Source organism: Halotalea alkalilenta (genome assembly GCF_001648175.1).
GTDB lineage: Bacteria > Pseudomonadota > Gammaproteobacteria > Pseudomonadales > Halomonadaceae > Halotalea > Halotalea alkalilenta_A.
The window spans coordinates 2,872,133-2,886,582 of record NZ_CP015243.1 but is presented as its reverse complement, the minus strand read 5'-3'; the positions used below and the strand labels follow the sequence as shown (position 1 = coordinate 2,886,582).

Here is a 14,450-nt window from a genome sequence, read left to right as displayed (position 1 = left end):
ATTCTTGGTCAGTCCGACTCGTGTTGTCCAGCCTCACAGGGGTACTTGGGCCTCGTCGCCGGGGGGGCAAGGGCCGGATGAGTACGAGATCACGCAGTGATGCGATATCATGCGCGCACAGACTTCGGCGGCGGAGTACGGTGCCGATAGCACTTTCCCATCTGCGTGCAGGCACGCACGAAATCGAATGGATCCCTAGATGTCAGTTGCGCAGCAGGCCCAAGAAGCGGGGCTAAGAAGGACCTTTGCCATCATCTCCCACCCTGACGCTGGCAAGACCACGTTGACCGAGAAGCTTTTGCTGTTCGGCAATGCGATCCAGGTCGCGGGTGCGGTCAAGAGCAAGCGCGAGGCGCGCCACGCCACCTCCGACTGGATGAAGATGGAGCAGGAGCGCGGCATCTCGGTGACCACCTCGGTGATGCAGTTCCCCTACCGCGGTCGGATCGTCAACCTGCTCGACACCCCCGGCCACGAGGACTTCTCCGAGGATACCTATCGGACCCTGACCGCGGTCGACTCCGCCCTGATGGTGGTCGACTGCGCCAAGGGCGTCGAGGAGCGCACGATCAAGCTGATGGAGGTGTGTCGGCTGCGCGACACGCCGATTCTCACCTTCATCAACAAGATGGATCGTGAAACCCGTGACCCGGTGGAGGTGATGGACGAGATCGAGACCGTGCTCGGCATCCAATGCGCGCCGGTGACCTGGCCGATCGGCATGGGCAAGGCCTTCAAGGGCGTCTACCACTTGCTCGAGGATCGCCTGTCTTTCTACAAGTCCGGGCAGGGCCACCGGATCCCCGACGACGTTCACATCGATGGGCTCGACAGTGCCGAGGTCGACTCGGTGCTTGGCGCCCAGGTCGCTCGAGAGCTGCGCGAGGAGATCGAGCTGGTGCGGGGGGCTTCGCACCAGTTCGACCTCGAGGCCTATCGGCGCGGTGAGCTGACCCCGGTGTTCTTCGGCACGGCGATGGGCAACTTCGGCGTGCGCGAGATGCTCGATGGCTTCGTCGAGTACGCGCCGCCGCCGCAGACCTACCAGACCGACCAGCGTGCGGTGACGCCCGACGATGGGCGTTTCACCGGCTTCGTGTTCAAGATCCAGGCCAACATGGACCCGCGCCATCGTGACCGGGTGGCGTTTCTCAGGGTCTGTTCGGGCAGGTACGAGAAGAACATGAAGATGCACCATGTGAGGCTCGGCAAGGACGTCAAGATCGCCGATGCGCTGACCTTCATGGCGGCCGACCGCAGCCAGGTCGATGAAGCCTGGCCGGGTGACATCATCGGGTTGCACAACCACGGCACGATCCAGATCGGCGATACCTTCACCGCGGGCGAAATGATGCGCTTCACCGGGATTCCTCACTTCGCCCCGGAGCTCTTCCGGCGTGTACGGCTGAAGGATCCGCTCAAGGCCAAGGCGCTGCAGAAAGGGCTCCAGCAGCTCTCCGAGGAGGGCGCTACGCAGGTTTTCATGCCGATCAACAATAACGATCTGATCGTCGGCGCGGTGGGCATGCTGCAGTTCGATGTGGTCGCTCATCGGCTGCATGACGAATACAAAGTCGACTGCCTGTATGAAGCGGTCAACGTCCAGACCGCGCGTTGGCTGCATGGCGATGAGCGCAAGCTCGACGAACTCAAGCGCAAGTCGACCGAGAACCTGGCCATCGACGGCGGGGGCTTTCTCACTTATCTGGCGCCGACCCGGGTCAACCTGCAATTGATGCAGGAGCGCTGGCCCGATATCGAGTTCCGCGCCACCCGTGAACACTGACTTCGCGCTGGCATGAACGCGTCCGTTCCAAGCGCGGACGCGCCGTTTCCGGCCGGCCCAGTGCCCTAGCGACGGGAACCAAAGGCGACTAATGTCAAAAAGTTGCCGCGCAAGAGCGGTAATAATCCAACAAGACAGAGGCGCCCGGTTCTTTTGGGCGCCGAGATAGATAACATTCAAGGAGTCAGACGATGATGGCAGGCTTTCTCAAGGATTTTCGCGATTTCGCGGTCAAGGGCAATGTGGTCGACATGGCGATCGGGATCATCATCGGGGCGGCGTTCACCTCGATCGTCAATAGCCTGGTCCGGGACGTGTTCACCCCGATACTCGGTCTGATCACCGGGGGGCTCAACTTCACCGACCTGTTCGTCACCCTGCGCGATGGCGCCACCGCAGGGCCCTACGCCACGCTCGCCGATGCCCAGGCGGCCGGTGCGGTGACGATCAACTTCGGGCTGTTCCTCAACGCCACCATCTCCTTCCTGCTGGTCGCGCTGGTTTGCTTCATGCTGATCCGCAACATCACCAAGCTGCAGCGTATGACCCAGAAGGAAGAGGCCGCGGCCGCGCCGACCACCAAGGAGTGCCCGTACTGCCTCTCCAGCGTGCCGCTGAAGGCGACTCGTTGCTCGGCGTGCACCTCCGAGCTCGAGGTCGCTCAGCCAGCCAGCTGAGGCCTGCGCTTCGATGCTGATCGATGCCCATTGCCATCTTGCCGCCGACGCATTCGATTCGGATCGTGAGGCGGTCATCGAGGCGGCGCGGACCCACGGGGTCCGCGCTTTCGTTTGTGCCGCCACCGACCGCGCCAGCTGGGCGCCGCTGCTGGCCCTGGCGCAGCGGCACGCGGAGGTATCGGTATGCCTCGGCCTGCACCCCTGGTTCGAGCATCGGTGCGAGGGCGAAGACAACGATCTGGATGCGCTCGAGCGGCTGCTCTCGACGCGGCCGGCTGGGGTCGTCGCACTCGGTGAGTGCGGAGTCGATGCGAGATCGTGCGATGATTCCCAGTGGGCGCTGTTCGACGCGCAGCTATCGATCGCCGAGCGCCTGCGGCTGCCGGTGGTAGTGCACTGCGTTCGGCTCAATGACCAGGTCGCCCAGCGGCTCAGCCGTCATCCACGGCTGCCGGGAGGTCTTATCCATGCCTTCGCGGGCAGTCTTCAACAGGCCGAGCGCTTCCTCGACGCGGGCTTTTTGCTCGGCATCGGCGGTGCGGTGACCTTCGATCGTGCGCAAAAGCTCAAGCGCGTGGTGGCGGCACTGCCAGAGGATGGCTTCGTGCTCGAGACCGATTCTCCAGACATGCTGCCGGCGCCACTGCGCGGTCGCGAACAGCGCAATACCCCCTCCAACCTCCCTCTGGTGGCCGCCGAGGTGGCGCGACTGAGGGGTTTAGAGCCTGCGCGGCTCGGTGAGACCACCAGCGCCAATGTGCGGGCGCTGTTCCGCTCCAGGGCCTGAATGGGCTGAGGTTCTTCCACGCTGGTGTGGAAAGGCCGTCGGCTATGGGGCGCAAGGCGATGGGGGCTCGCTGCCGATTGCGATCTGGAAGTAGGCATCCTCGATCGCCACCGACAGCAGTTCATCGTGGAGGATCAGGAACAGCGCGTCGTTGGACATCGATTTTGCCTCCTGCAGCGGTATCTGGAGCTTTTCCGCGACCAGGATGTCCAGTGCTTTCCTGCCTGAGAGGTTGTTGAACGGGCCGCTTCTTTGCGTTCTCACCCTGTGCGCCAGGGTCTTCATCAGGATCTCCTTGAAGACGCCGCCGAATGTGTTCGGCCCATGCATCCTCGCAGGCGAGAGCAGTCGTCTGATGATGCGGGCTCTATCCTCGGCGGACGCCGGCAAATGTTCATCTCCGGCGCCGATGGTTGCCGAGGGCATCGGATCAGTGGAGCGGGGGGCTTCGCTGGTCATGGATTAACGCTCAAGCGCAATGGTCTCGACGCACGCCGGGCCGGCGCCGACCCATTCCATGGCCGGGCAGTGACTTCCAATGTTCAACGCGCGGTTGCCTGCAAGGCAGCTGAGGCTGGCCGAATCCGCTGCGGTCTAGGGCGTTGGGATTCGGCTCGTGCCCAGCGGGCTGTTCGCGGTGCGTGCAACTTCACCATGATGAGTGAGTGACATAGTGCGTCAAAATGTAACAATTCGAAACATTTTGAGCGAAGCGGGAATAATGTCAATAATTTTTGTATGGGTATTGTCCCCGGCGCAGCCGTGCCCTTGCGATCACCCGGCCGGCTGATGCGCGTAGCTCATGCCCTGCTGGCCGGCCGGGAGCCCAAAGCCATGCAGCCGGGTGCATCGGGCACCCCCGGTGTTAATCCTCCGCCACCAGGGTTTCCGGATCGAGCCGTTCCACTGCGTAGGGCAACTCGAGCCGTGCGGCCTCGGCACTGCCGACGCTCAGCGCAATAGGCGCTTCTCGTAGCGTCACCACCGCGAGCATTTCGCTGCCACCTTGCTCGTTCGGCTCCACGGCTACCACCGTGCCGACCGATTTGCCGCTCTCGCGATCGAGCACCGGGTCGCCTACCGCGATCGTTGCATCGCCCTCGACTGCGAGCCGTGCCAGGCGTTTTTTCACCTGGCCGCGATAGTGGGCGCGGGCGACTACTTCCTGGCCGGTATAGCAGCCCTTCTTGAAGCTGATCCCGCCGAGCGCTTCCCAGTTGATCATTTGCGGAAGCCAGGCGTCGCTCTGGCTCGCCTCGAGCCAAGCCACACCGTGGCGGATCTCCTCCAGCCACCAGCGTGACTCGATCGCTCGGGTAGCCGCCTCGGCGCCGCTTGGCGCGGTGCCCAGCGCCAGGACCCGTCCTTCTCCGGGGGCGCGAATCAGCCAGCGCTGGTCGTCGCGCTGTACCTCGCCGGTCCGGCGCGGCAGCGTTGCGACCTCGAGCCATTCGTTGATGCGCTTGTCTTCCCCGGCGAGCCCGTAGAGACCGATATCGTCACGCTGGCGAATCTCGGTCTTGAAGAACACCGCGTACTTGGCCAAGTGCGCGCGCAGAGTCTCGCTCAGGCTGGTAGGCGTGATCAGCCAGTAGCGCTCGGGCTCGGCACGCAGCAGCTGGACGTTGGCGATCACTCGTCCCTTGGGGGTGCAGAACACGCCATAAGGGGCGAAGCGATCGTCCGCGTGGCCCACTTGGGCACTGATCTGGCCCTGGAGGAAGCGCTCGGCGTCCTTGCCCGCCACCTCGACCACGGCCAGCCGTGAGAGATGGACGTTCAAGGGGGCAGGGGCGCCGAGGATGAAATCGCTCATGGCGGGTGGATCTCCGCTGGGCTCGCGTGCTGGACGCGAGTGGAAAGTGGTTCGACCATCAGCTGTGACCTGCTGGCAGGGTCGTCCGTTCATTCGGGCCAATATCCGGGTTGATGGTGCGTTTTTCAATCGCCGGGCTCGGGGGCGGGGGCTAGAATGGTGGCGCCAATCGAATCATCAACCGCTTGATCAAGGAGTCACCCATGGCCGTCTCTCTCAATCTCGAGGGTCTCAAGAGCGTCGAGGACGTCAATCGTCTCACCACCGCGCTGATCGAACTCGACGGCGTCGACAACGTCGAGGTCGCGCGCGAGTGGGCCGAGGTGGAAGGACAGGTCAATCGCGGCCAGCTGGTCAAGGCGGTAGAGCGCGCCGGTTTCAAGGTCAAGGGCTGAACGTTTGCCGGGCAGTCGTGGCGCTCGCCCTTGCATCGTAACGTTTCTGGCCATATATACAGTGATTGCGCCCTTTCAGCGTCACCCCAGGAGCCAGGTGCCATGAGCAAGCCGTTTCGCATCGAATCCCGCTACCAACCCGCTGGCGACCAGCCTGCTGCGATCGATTCGCTGGTGGCCGGCCTCGAGGCGGGGCTGGCGCACCAGACCCTGCTCGGGGTGACCGGCTCGGGCAAGACCTTCACCATGGCCAACGTGGTCGAGCGGCTGCAGCGCCCAACCATCGTGCTGGCGCCGAACAAGACCCTGGCGGCGCAGCTCTACGGCGAGTTCAAGGCGTTCTTCCCCGATAACGCGATCGAGTATTTCGTCTCCTACTACGACTACTACCAGCCGGAGGCCTACGTTCCCTCGTCGGATACCTTCATCGAGAAGGACGCCTCGATCAACGACCACATCGAGCAGATGCGGCTGTCGGCGACCAAGGCGCTGCTCGAGCGGCGCGATGCCCTGATCGTGGTCTCGGTGTCGGCGATCTACGGCCTGGGTGATCCCGAGCAGTACATGAAGATGCGGATGCACTTCAACCGGGGCGAACTGATCGACCAGCGCTCCTTCCTGCGCCGGCTCGCCGAGCTGCAATACACCAGAAACGACGCCGATTTCCGCCGCGGTACCTATCGCGTGCGCGGGGACGTGATCGACGTTTTCCCCGCCGATGCCGAGGACGAGGCGGTACGCATCGAACTGTTCGATGACGAGATCGATACGATCAGCCTGTTCGACCCCTTGACCGGCGAGGTGCGCGGCAAGGTGCCGCGGATGACGATCTATCCTAAATCGCACTACGTCACCCCGCGCGAGACCATTCTCGGTGCGATCGAGTCGATCAAGGCGGAGCTCAAGGAGCGCCTCGATCATCTGCGCAGCAACGACAAGCTGGTCGAGGCGCAGCGTCTCGAGCAGCGTACCCTCTACGATATCGAGATGATGCTCGAACTCGGCTACTGCAACGGGATCGAGAACTACTCGCGCTATCTCTCTGGGCGCGCGCCTGGGCAGGCGCCGCCGACCTTCTTCGACTACCTGCCGGACGACGCCCTGCTGTTCATCGATGAGTCCCACGTCAGCGTGCCGCAGGTCGGTGGCATGTATCGCGGCGACCGTTCGCGCAAGGAGACCCTGGTCGAGTACGGTTTCCGCCTGCCGTCGGCGCTCGACAACCGGCCGATGACCTTCGAGGAGTGGGAGGGCATCGTGCCGCAGACGGTGTTCGTCTCGGCGACGCCGGGTAACTACGAGGAAGAGCACGCAGGCCAGGTGGTCGAGCAGGTGGTGCGCCCCACCGGGCTGCTCGACCCGGTGGTGGAGGTGCGTCCGGCTTCGACTCAGGTCGACGACCTGCTCTCCGAGATCCGCCTGCGCGTCGAGGTCGGCGAGCGGGTGCTGGTCACCACCCTGACCAAGCGCATGGCCGAGGACCTGACCGAGTACCTCGATGAGCACGGCATTCGGGTGCGCTACCTGCACTCCGATATCGATACCGTCGAGCGCGTCGAGATCATTCGCGATCTGCGTCTTGGCAAGTTCGACGTGCTGGTCGGGATCAACCTGCTGCGCGAGGGGCTCGACATTCCCGAGGTCTCGCTGGTGGCGATTCTCGATGCCGACAAGGAGGGCTTCCTGCGCTCTACCCGCTCGCTGATCCAGACCATCGGCCGGGCGGCGCGCAACGCCAACGGCAAGGCGATTCTCTATGGCGACCGGATCACCGACTCGATGCGTCGGGCGATCGACGAGACCGATCGCCGGCGCGCCAAGCAGGTCGAATTCAACGCCGAGCACGGCATCACGCCGCGGACGGTGACCAAGAGCGTCGCCGATATCATGGAGGGGGCCCAGGCACCCGGCACGCGCAGGAGCAAGCGTCGCGACGAGCGCGGCGCGAGCGCGTCCAAGGCCGGCCCCGACGACCAGGCACTGGCGCTGATGGGGCCGCAGGAGCTTGCGCGCGAGGCAGCCCGGCTCGAAGAGCAGATGCGCCTTGCCGCGCAGAATCTCGAGTTCGAGCGCGCCGCCGAGCTGCGCGATCGGCTCCACCTGCTCAACGAACGTCAGCTCGCGCTGGGCTGAGCCGGGAGATGCCCGAAGGTCCCGAGATCCGTCGTCTCGCCGATCGCCTCGACCGCCTGCTCGGCGGCCGGGTGATCGAGCGGGCTTGGTTCGCTTTTCCTCATCTGCAGGCCCAGGTCTCGCGGCTGGAAGGGCGTCGGCTCACCTCGGTGACGAGCCGGGGCAAGGCGCTGCTGAGCCGCTTCGACGAGGGCTCGGTGATCTATTCGCACAACCAGCTCTACGGTGTCTGGCGTATCGGCCGGCGCGGCGAGATGCCCGTCACCGCGCGTTCCCCTCGGCTGCGGCTTTCCACCGCCCGTCACGATGCCTGGCTATTCAGTGCCTCGGATATCTCGCTCTGGCGAGAGGAGGAACTGGCGCACCATCCGTTCCTTTCGCGGCTCGGTCCTGAACCGCTCGACCCCGGGGTCGACGTCGCCGATGTGGTGGCTCGGCTGCGCCTGCGCGAGTTTTCGTCGCGCCAGCTCGGTGTGCTGCTGCTCGATCAGGGCTTTCTCGCCGGCATCGGCAACTATCTGCGCTCGGAGGCGCTGTTCTTCGCCGGCCTCCTGCCCGAGTGGCGCCCGCGTGAGCTCGACGACGCGCAGTGCGCGATGCTCGCCGAGCGCATTCTGAGCGTTACCCGCCGCGCCTATCGCCGCGCGGGGGTGACCAACCTCGCGGCCTGGCGTGAGCCGATGATCGCGCAGGGCCTGACCCGCCGGCACTGGCGTCATGCGGTGTTCGGCCGGGCGGGGGAGCCGTGCCACGCCTGCGGCACGCCGATCGGGCGACGGCTGGTGGCCTCGCGCCGGCTGTATTGCTGTCCGCATTGCCAGCGCTAGCCGGAGCGCCGGCGGTGGAGTGCTGCCGGGCGTTTTGCACGGCTACCTTTCGGATTCTGGTCCGGGGCTTGGACTGAAGCGATTTTATACCGTTATCTTTCTTGTCTGGCCTGAAGAACCGCTCGATTGGCTGCTGTTTGCCGCTATACCGGGGTGTGGTGGGATGAATCGTAAGGAGCCCTCGGTTATCCTCTAGCTCACGCTAACCGTCTGATTCGCAGGCGTCCCTCCATTGGTCGGTCGAGGAGCTCGATGACAGCGATAATTGGCGGCACGCTGATCGTCATCATCCACGTGCTTGGGGTGTTTTCCGCCGTCACGGCACTGATGTCGAGCCGTACCTCGCAGGGTGCGATTGCCTGGATGATCTCGCTGGTCACTTTTCCCTACGTCGCGGTCCCGGCGTTCTGGATTTTCGGTCGTCCACGCTTCTATGGCTACGTCAGCGCGCGCGAAGAGCGTGACAGCGAGCTGCGCCGTGTGCTGGAGGGGTTCGGCAAGCGGGTCGAGCCGTTTTTACCGCATCTCGAGGCGCACAATGGCCGGGTGAGGGCGGTCGAACGGCTGGCGATGATGCCACTGACCTCGGGTAATCGCGCCGAGCTTTTGATCGATGGGCATGCCTCGTTCAAGAGCATGTTCGATGGCCTCGCTCGTGCTACCGACTACGTGCTGATCCAGTTCTTCATCGTTCGCAACGACCGCCTGGGGCAGGAGCTCAAGCGCCGGCTGATCGCCTGCGCCGAGCGCGGCGTGCGGATCTGCTTCATCTTCGACGAGATCGGCAGCCACAAGCTTCCTGAGCGCTATCTTTCCGAGCTGCGCGATGCGGGGGTGGAAGTCACGCCATTCGGCTCGTCCAAGGGCTGGCCGCACCGCCTCCAGGTCAATTTCCGCAATCACCGCAAGGTGCTGGTGGTCGATGGCCGCGAGGGCTGGGTGGGCGGGCTCAACGTCGGTTGCGAGTATCTCGGTGAGAAGCCGAGTGTCGGTGCCTGGCGCGATACTCACCTGCGGCTCGAAGGGCCCAGCGCACTCGGGCTGCAGGAGGCGTTCTGGGAGGATTGGTACTGGGCCACCAACGAGATCCTCGCCCTGGACTGGCGCCCGCGGGCGGCCGAGGGGAGCGATCAGCACGTGGTGGTGGTGCCCTCGGGGCCGGCCGACCCACTGGAGACCGCTGGGCTTTTGATCCAGAACGCGATCCACACCGCTAAGCGGCGCTTCTGGATCACCAGCCCCTATTTCGTGCCTGACCAAAGCGTGCAGGACGCCCTCAAGCTCGCCGCATTGCGCGGGGTCGACGTACGGATCATGATTCCGGAGCGCCCGGATCACCTGCTGGTGTATCTTTCGGCGTTCTCGTTTCTCGGCGAGATGATCCAGGCGGGGGTAGAGATCCATCGCTACCAGCCGGGGTTTCTCCATCAGAAGGTGATGCTGATCGATGACCATACCGCTGCGGTCGGCACCGTGAACCTCGACAACCGTTCGTTCCGGCTCAATTTCGAGATCACCGGATACGTCATCGACCATCGCTTCGCCGCCGAGGTCGAAGCCATGCTGGCGGAAGATTTCGCCCACTGCCGGCGTGTGTCGCTCGGTGAGATCACCCATCGACCGCTGTGGCGAAAACTGGTGTCGCGCGCGGCCTACCTGGCTTCTCCGATCCAGTGAATGGAAGCAATCGCGCCTTGCGCGCCATGACTCGAGTCGATTGAGATGAACCTAGAAACCAAGTGGCTGGAGGATTTCGTTGCGCTGGCAACCCTGCGCAGCTTCTCTGCCGCGGCGCGCAAGCGTCACGTCACCCAGCCCGCGTTCAGCCGCCGGATCCGTTCACTCGAGCAGGCCGTCGGTACCGTGCTGGTCGATCGTTCGACCACGCCGGTGAGCCTGACGCCGGAGGGGCAGCTGTTCGTGATCACCGCGCGCAACCTGGTCGAGCAGCTCAGCGAGTGCCTTGGGCATCTTCGTGGCCTTGAGATGGCCAACGAAAAGCTCGATGTCGCCGCCGCCCACTCGCTGGCGCTGGCGTTCTTCCCGAAGTGGATTTCAAGACTGCAAAAGGGTGTGGGGGAGCTGCCGACCCGACTCCTGGCGATGAACGTGGGCGATGCGATCCATCTGCTGCGCGAGGGTAACTGCGACCTGATGCTCGCCTACTACGACCCTGACGCCAACATGCAGCTCGACGACGAGGCGTTTCCGTCGTTCTCGATCGGTCAGGTCAAGCTGATGCCGGTCTCCGTGCCCGAAGACGGCGGGCGGGCGCGCTTCGATCTCGACGGTGACGAGAATTCGCTGCCGTTTCTCGCCTATACCCAGGATGCGCTGCTCGGTCGCAGCATCAAGCTGATGCTGAAAAACGATCCTCTGCGTTTGCGCTTGCGTACGGTGTATGAGACTGCGATGGCGGAGGGGCTGAAGGCGATGGCGCTGCAGGGAGCCGGGGTCGCATGGATCCCCGACTTCTGCATTCGTGAAGAGCTCGCCAACGAGCGGCTGGTGCGCGCCGGAGACGAGCGATGGGATATCCCGCTGGAGATTCGCCTCTACCGCTGTTCGCTGGTGCATAAACCGGGCGTAGAGCAGCTATGGCGCCGGTTGCAGAAGCTTCCACGGGACATGCTAAAGGCTTGATTCGATAGTTATACCGTTTTCTCGAGGCGCGTCATCTGCCACTCAGCTTTCATCGTTGGCGCTGGGCAGGCGCTCCAGCGCATGCATGAAATCGTTGCCCCAGCGGTGGATGTCATAGCCGCGTAGGGTATCCATCATCCGTCGCCAACGCTCCTGGCGCTCCGCCAGCGGCATGGTCAGCGCGCGATGGATCATCTCGGCCATGCCATCGATATCGTTGGGATTGCACACCAGTGCGCCATCGCCGAGCTCGGCGGTAGCGCCGGCCAGATGGGAGATGATCAGCACGCCAGGGTCCTGCTCCGCTTGCGAGGCGACGAACTCCTTGGCCACCAGATTCATCCCATCGCGCAGCGGTGTGACCAATCCCACCCGCGCCTGGCGCATGAAGCCCATGATCACCTCGCGGGAATAGCCGCGATTGAGATAGCGCAGCGGCGTCCAGTCGAACTCGGAGAAGCGCCCATTGATATGGCCTGCGACCCCTTCGAGATCCGCGCGCAGCTCGACGTATTCGTCGACGTCCACCCGCGACGGCGGCGCGATCTGCATGTAGGTCACCTTGTCGCGATGATGCGGGTAGAGCTCGAGCGTGCGCTCGAAGGCGGCGAAGCGCTGGTGGATCCCCTTGCTGTAGTCGAGCCGGTCGACGCCGATGATCATCGGGCGCTCGAGCAACGAGCGTGACAGCCGCCTGCTCGGCAGCGACTCGCGCCCGGAGGCGGCGAGCGCTGCGACTTCGTCGACGTCGATCGAGATCGGGAAGGTGCGGATGTCGACGCAGCGATCACCGTAGCGCACGCGGTCTCCTTCCACTTCCGCGCCGAGCCCATGGCGCAGGGCCTGGACCAGGTTGTCGCGATCTCCATCGGTCTGCATGCCGATCAAGTCGTAGCCGGTGAAGGCCTCGAGCAGTTCTTCATAGTCCGGCAGCACCCGCAGCACCTGCCACGGGGGAAAGGGGGTGTGCAGGAAGAAGCCGATGGGTACGTCGGGGGCCAGCTTGCGCAGGTAGGTGCCCAGCGCGATCAGATGGTAGTCATGCACCCATACCCGCGCCCGTTTGGTGATCCGCTTGCTGATCCGTTCGGCGAACATCCTGTTGACCCTGAAGTAGCCGCTGCGCTTGCGGCGGTCGTAGGCCATCTTGTCGACGCGGTAGTGGAACAGTGGCCAGAGCACTTCATTGGAGAAACCGGTGTAGTAGCTGTCGTAATCGTCACGGCTGAGCGGATAAGTGGCGAAATCGACCCCGCCGAACGAGTACTCGGCGGGCGGCGGCTCGGGTTCGCCTTCCTCGACGATCTCCCCGCCCCAGCCCATCCAAAGGCCGTTGCCACTTTTCAGTGCATTGAGCAGGCCGACCGCGAGGCCGCCTTGGTTGCCTTCGCCGCTCTCGGGCGGCGGTACCCGATTGGAGATGACGATCAAATCGCTCATCGGTGGATATCTCCTGGAGTCGGTGGAAAGTATCGAACGAGTCTCAGTGCGTCGTTTCCCGCCAAGTATGGAGACAGGCTGCGAGCCAGGCGTGGACGGCGGCGGGATCCTGCAGGCGGTAGCGGGCCCGGCTCTCTCCTTCGCCGACCTTGATGGTGATCCCTGAGCGTGCTTCGGCCGCGCGGAAGCCGTCTTCATCGGTGAGGTCATCGCCGATGAACACCGGCCTGCGGCCATGGAAGGGCGCCTCACCCATCACTCGGTCCACCGCCTGGCCTTTGTCGCTGCCCGCCAAGCGCAGGTCGAATACGCACTTGCCGTGGTGAACCACGTGACTGCCGAGACGACTGGCTTCCGCCTCGATGGCGGCATGCGCATCAATGAGTGCTCGATCGAGCCGCTCTGCGGCGACGTTGCGATAGTGCAGCGCCAGACTCGCGCCCTTGTCTTCGAGCTGCAGTCCGGGGTGGCGGGCGCTCAGCGCGGCCAGGCGCACGCGGGCACCGTTCAGCGCCTCGGCATCGAAGGGGAGGGTGTGATGGTGACCATCCCGGTCCTGCCATTGCGCGCCATGCTGGCCCAGCATCACCGGCGCGAAAGGATGCAGGAACCGCCCGAGCTGTTCGAGCGGCCGACCGCTCACCACCGCGATCGCTCCGGTAAGCAGACGCTGCAGCTCGATCAGCAGCTCCTTCACGTGCGGTGCGAGTTCGACGGCTTCGGGACGATCGACCAAGGGGGTGAGGGTACCGTCGAAATCGAGCAGCAATGCACATTCCGAGCGGGCGGCGGGGACGGGAGGATGACCCCCCGACGTGAGGTGAGGCAAAACACTCTCCTTCGATAGCCAATGGCGCAGGTCTTCTTAAGATTAGGCAAGATCGCCTGCCTGCGCCAATCGGCTCGCCGCTGTCGGCCTGGTTCAGGCGGTAAGCACGGATTCCATCCAATCGACCGCGGCGACGCCATCGAGGTCGAGACAGACATCGACCAAGCCGCCCTGCTGCCAGCGTTGGTCTGGATACTTGCGCCCCTCGGGAGCGAACAGGGTCAGGCCTTCCGCTGGGCCTTCGGTGACCACGCTGAGATAGCCGCGCTGGCTGGTGAAGAGCTCCGGATGCCGCAGCCAGGCCACCGCCACGCTATCGTGCGGACAGCAACCATCGATACCCAGCGCACCGCGATAGAACTCGGCATAGAACGCGTAGCTCTTCTCCAGTACTTCGCCAAGCGCGCCCTGGGCGCGTGCGATCCGCGCCATCCGCGCAGGCTCGATCACCGTCTTGTGCGTGACGTCGAGCCCGACCAAGGTCAGTGGCCATTTTGCGGTCAGGACCCGGGCGGCGGCGTGGGGATCGGAGAAAATGTTGGCCTCTGCCGCAGGGGTGACGTTGCCGCCCTTGTGGATCGAACCGCCCATCACCACCACGCGTTTGACTCGATCGACCAGGCTCGGATCGAGCTGCAGGGCGGTGGCGAGGTTACCGAGCGGGCCGACCGCGACCAAGGTGATCTCGCCCGGGCGGCGACGGGTCTCTGCGACGATGAATTCAGCGGCGCTGAGCTCGACCGGCTTGCCGTTGACCGGTGGGAGCTGCTGGTTGCCGAGGCCGTCGGCGCCGTGGATCCAATCCGGCACGGGATGAGGCGTCTTGACCAGCGGTGCAGCGGCGCCCTGGGCCACCGGGATCGATTGGCCGGCGAGTTCGCTGAGCAGCAGGGCGTTACGTGTCGCCGTCGCGATATCGACATTGCCGAAGGTCGTGGTGAAGCCGACCACTTCGATCTCGGGGTCGGCCATGATCAGGGCAATCGCTTGGGCGTCGTCGACACCTGGGTCGGTGTCGAAGATCACGGGAATACTCATCGGCTGCGCTCCTCGCGGCTATCAATGGAGATGGACCGCCGGATGGTGCCGAAAAGCGCTGTAGCGGGCAAATGGA

General features: G+C 64.3%; 13 protein-coding genes. 8 read left to right on the top strand and 5 right to left on the bottom strand.

Annotated elements, in window-relative coordinates:
• Positions 1 to 199 precede the first annotated feature (199 nt).
• The 3 genes from A5892_RS12895 (at position 200) to A5892_RS12885 (ending at position 3,253) form a co-directional block, all read left to right on the top strand.
• Entirely contained in the window at positions 200 to 1,786 is a 1,587-nt protein-coding gene (locus tag A5892_RS12895) for a peptide chain release factor 3 (protein ID WP_064123151.1), read from the top strand.
• A 191-nt stretch (positions 1,787 to 1,977) separates the two neighbouring features.
• Complete coding sequence (mscL, locus tag A5892_RS12890) at positions 1,978 to 2,463, top strand: large conductance mechanosensitive channel protein MscL (protein ID WP_317627696.1); 486 nt, start codon at positions 1,978 to 1,980, stop codon at positions 2,461 to 2,463.
• Between the two features lie 13 nt (positions 2,464 to 2,476).
• Positions 2,477 to 3,253: a TatD family hydrolase gene (locus A5892_RS12885; RefSeq protein ID WP_064123150.1), complete on the top strand. Its 777-nt coding sequence runs from the start codon at positions 2,477 to 2,479 to the stop codon at positions 3,251 to 3,253.
• Positions 3,254 to 3,295: 42 nt separating this feature from the next.
• Here the strand turns inward: A5892_RS12885 and A5892_RS20280 are convergent, their stop codons facing one another.
• Together A5892_RS20280 and ygfZ are read right to left on the bottom strand one after the other, a co-directional pair.
• Positions 3,296 to 3,538: a hypothetical protein gene (locus A5892_RS20280; protein WP_150123542.1), complete on the bottom strand. Its 243-nt coding sequence runs from the start codon at positions 3,536 to 3,538 to the stop codon at positions 3,296 to 3,298.
• Positions 3,539 to 4,118: 580 nt separating this feature from the next.
• Positions 4,119 to 5,069 (bottom strand): CAF17-like 4Fe-4S cluster assembly/insertion protein YgfZ, encoded by a 951-nt coding sequence (gene ygfZ / locus A5892_RS12875; RefSeq protein ID WP_064123148.1) that lies wholly within the window; start codon positions 5,067 to 5,069, stop codon positions 4,119 to 4,121.
• A gap of 203 nt (positions 5,070 to 5,272) precedes the next feature.
• Between ygfZ and A5892_RS12870 the strand changes: the two genes are divergently transcribed.
• The 5 genes from A5892_RS12870 to A5892_RS12850 all read left to right on the top strand — a co-directional run bounded on the left by A5892_RS12870 (position 5,273) and on the right by A5892_RS12850 (position 11,067).
• Positions 5,273 to 5,464 (top strand): heavy-metal-associated domain-containing protein, encoded by a 192-nt coding sequence (locus A5892_RS12870; protein WP_027350403.1) that lies wholly within the window; start codon positions 5,273 to 5,275, stop codon positions 5,462 to 5,464.
• A 102-nt stretch (positions 5,465 to 5,566) separates the two neighbouring features.
• The gene (gene uvrB / locus A5892_RS12865) at positions 5,567 to 7,597 is read left to right on the top strand and encodes an excinuclease ABC subunit UvrB (RefSeq protein ID WP_064123147.1); all 2,031 of its coding nucleotides are present in this window, start codon (positions 5,567 to 5,569) and stop codon (positions 7,595 to 7,597) included.
• Between the two features lie 8 nt (positions 7,598 to 7,605).
• Positions 7,606 to 8,424 (top strand): endonuclease VIII, encoded by an 819-nt coding sequence (nei, locus tag A5892_RS12860; protein ID WP_064123146.1) that lies wholly within the window; start codon positions 7,606 to 7,608, stop codon positions 8,422 to 8,424.
• A gap of 252 nt (positions 8,425 to 8,676) precedes the next feature.
• Positions 8,677 to 10,101: a cardiolipin synthase gene (gene cls / locus A5892_RS12855; RefSeq protein WP_064123145.1), complete on the top strand. Its 1,425-nt coding sequence runs from the start codon at positions 8,677 to 8,679 to the stop codon at positions 10,099 to 10,101.
• Positions 10,102 to 10,146: 45 nt separating this feature from the next.
• Complete coding sequence (locus A5892_RS12850; RefSeq protein ID WP_064123144.1) at positions 10,147 to 11,067, top strand: LysR family transcriptional regulator; 921 nt, start codon at positions 10,147 to 10,149, stop codon at positions 11,065 to 11,067.
• Between the two features lie 42 nt (positions 11,068 to 11,109).
• Here the strand turns inward: A5892_RS12850 and A5892_RS12845 are convergent, their stop codons facing one another.
• The 3 genes from A5892_RS12845 to A5892_RS12835 all read right to left on the bottom strand — a co-directional run bounded on the left by A5892_RS12845 (position 11,110) and on the right by A5892_RS12835 (position 14,374).
• Positions 11,110 to 12,507, bottom strand: a complete 1,398-nt coding sequence (locus A5892_RS12845) for an alpha,alpha-trehalose-phosphate synthase (UDP-forming) (RefSeq protein ID WP_064123143.1) — start codon at positions 12,505 to 12,507, stop codon at positions 11,110 to 11,112.
• Between the two features lie 43 nt (positions 12,508 to 12,550).
• The gene (otsB, locus tag A5892_RS12840) at positions 12,551 to 13,276 is read right to left on the bottom strand and encodes a trehalose-phosphatase (RefSeq protein WP_190295607.1); all 726 of its coding nucleotides are present in this window, start codon (positions 13,274 to 13,276) and stop codon (positions 12,551 to 12,553) included.
• 153 nt (positions 13,277 to 13,429) lie between these two features.
• A complete protein-coding gene (locus A5892_RS12835; RefSeq protein ID WP_064123141.1) occupies positions 13,430 to 14,374 on the bottom strand; it encodes a nucleoside hydrolase in 945 nt (314 codons plus the stop codon).
• Between the last annotated feature and the right edge of the window lie 76 nt (positions 14,375 to 14,450).

Bases quoted from the DNA above. Each gene is read 5' to 3' on its own strand.
- A5892_RS12835 (WP_064123141.1), bottom strand. From the start codon at position 14,374: ATGAGTATTCCCGTGATCTTCGACACCGACCCAGGTGTCGACGACGCC.
- A5892_RS12845 (WP_064123143.1), bottom strand. From the start codon at position 12,507: ATGAGCGATTTGATCGTCATCTCCAATCGGGTACCGCCGCCCGAGAGC.
- A5892_RS12850 (WP_064123144.1), top strand. From the start codon at position 10,147: ATGAACCTAGAAACCAAGTGGCTGGAGGATTTCGTTGCGCTGGCAACC.
- A5892_RS20280 (WP_150123542.1), bottom strand. From the start codon at position 3,538: ATGAAGACCCTGGCGCACAGGGTGAGAACGCAAAGAAGCGGCCCGTTC.
- ygfZ (WP_064123148.1), bottom strand. From the start codon at position 5,069: ATGAGCGATTTCATCCTCGGCGCCCCTGCCCCCTTGAACGTCCATCTC.
- A5892_RS12870 (WP_027350403.1), top strand. From the start codon at position 5,273: ATGGCCGTCTCTCTCAATCTCGAGGGTCTCAAGAGCGTCGAGGACGTC.
- A5892_RS12885 (WP_064123150.1), top strand. From the start codon at position 2,477: ATGCTGATCGATGCCCATTGCCATCTTGCCGCCGACGCATTCGATTCG.
- A5892_RS12895 (WP_064123151.1), top strand. From the start codon at position 200: ATGTCAGTTGCGCAGCAGGCCCAAGAAGCGGGGCTAAGAAGGACCTTT.
- nei (WP_064123146.1), top strand. From the start codon at position 7,606: ATGCCCGAAGGTCCCGAGATCCGTCGTCTCGCCGATCGCCTCGACCGC.
- cls (WP_064123145.1), top strand. From the start codon at position 8,677: ATGACAGCGATAATTGGCGGCACGCTGATCGTCATCATCCACGTGCTT.
- uvrB (WP_064123147.1), top strand. From the start codon at position 5,567: ATGAGCAAGCCGTTTCGCATCGAATCCCGCTACCAACCCGCTGGCGAC.
- mscL (WP_317627696.1), top strand. From the start codon at position 1,978: ATGATGGCAGGCTTTCTCAAGGATTTTCGCGATTTCGCGGTCAAGGGC.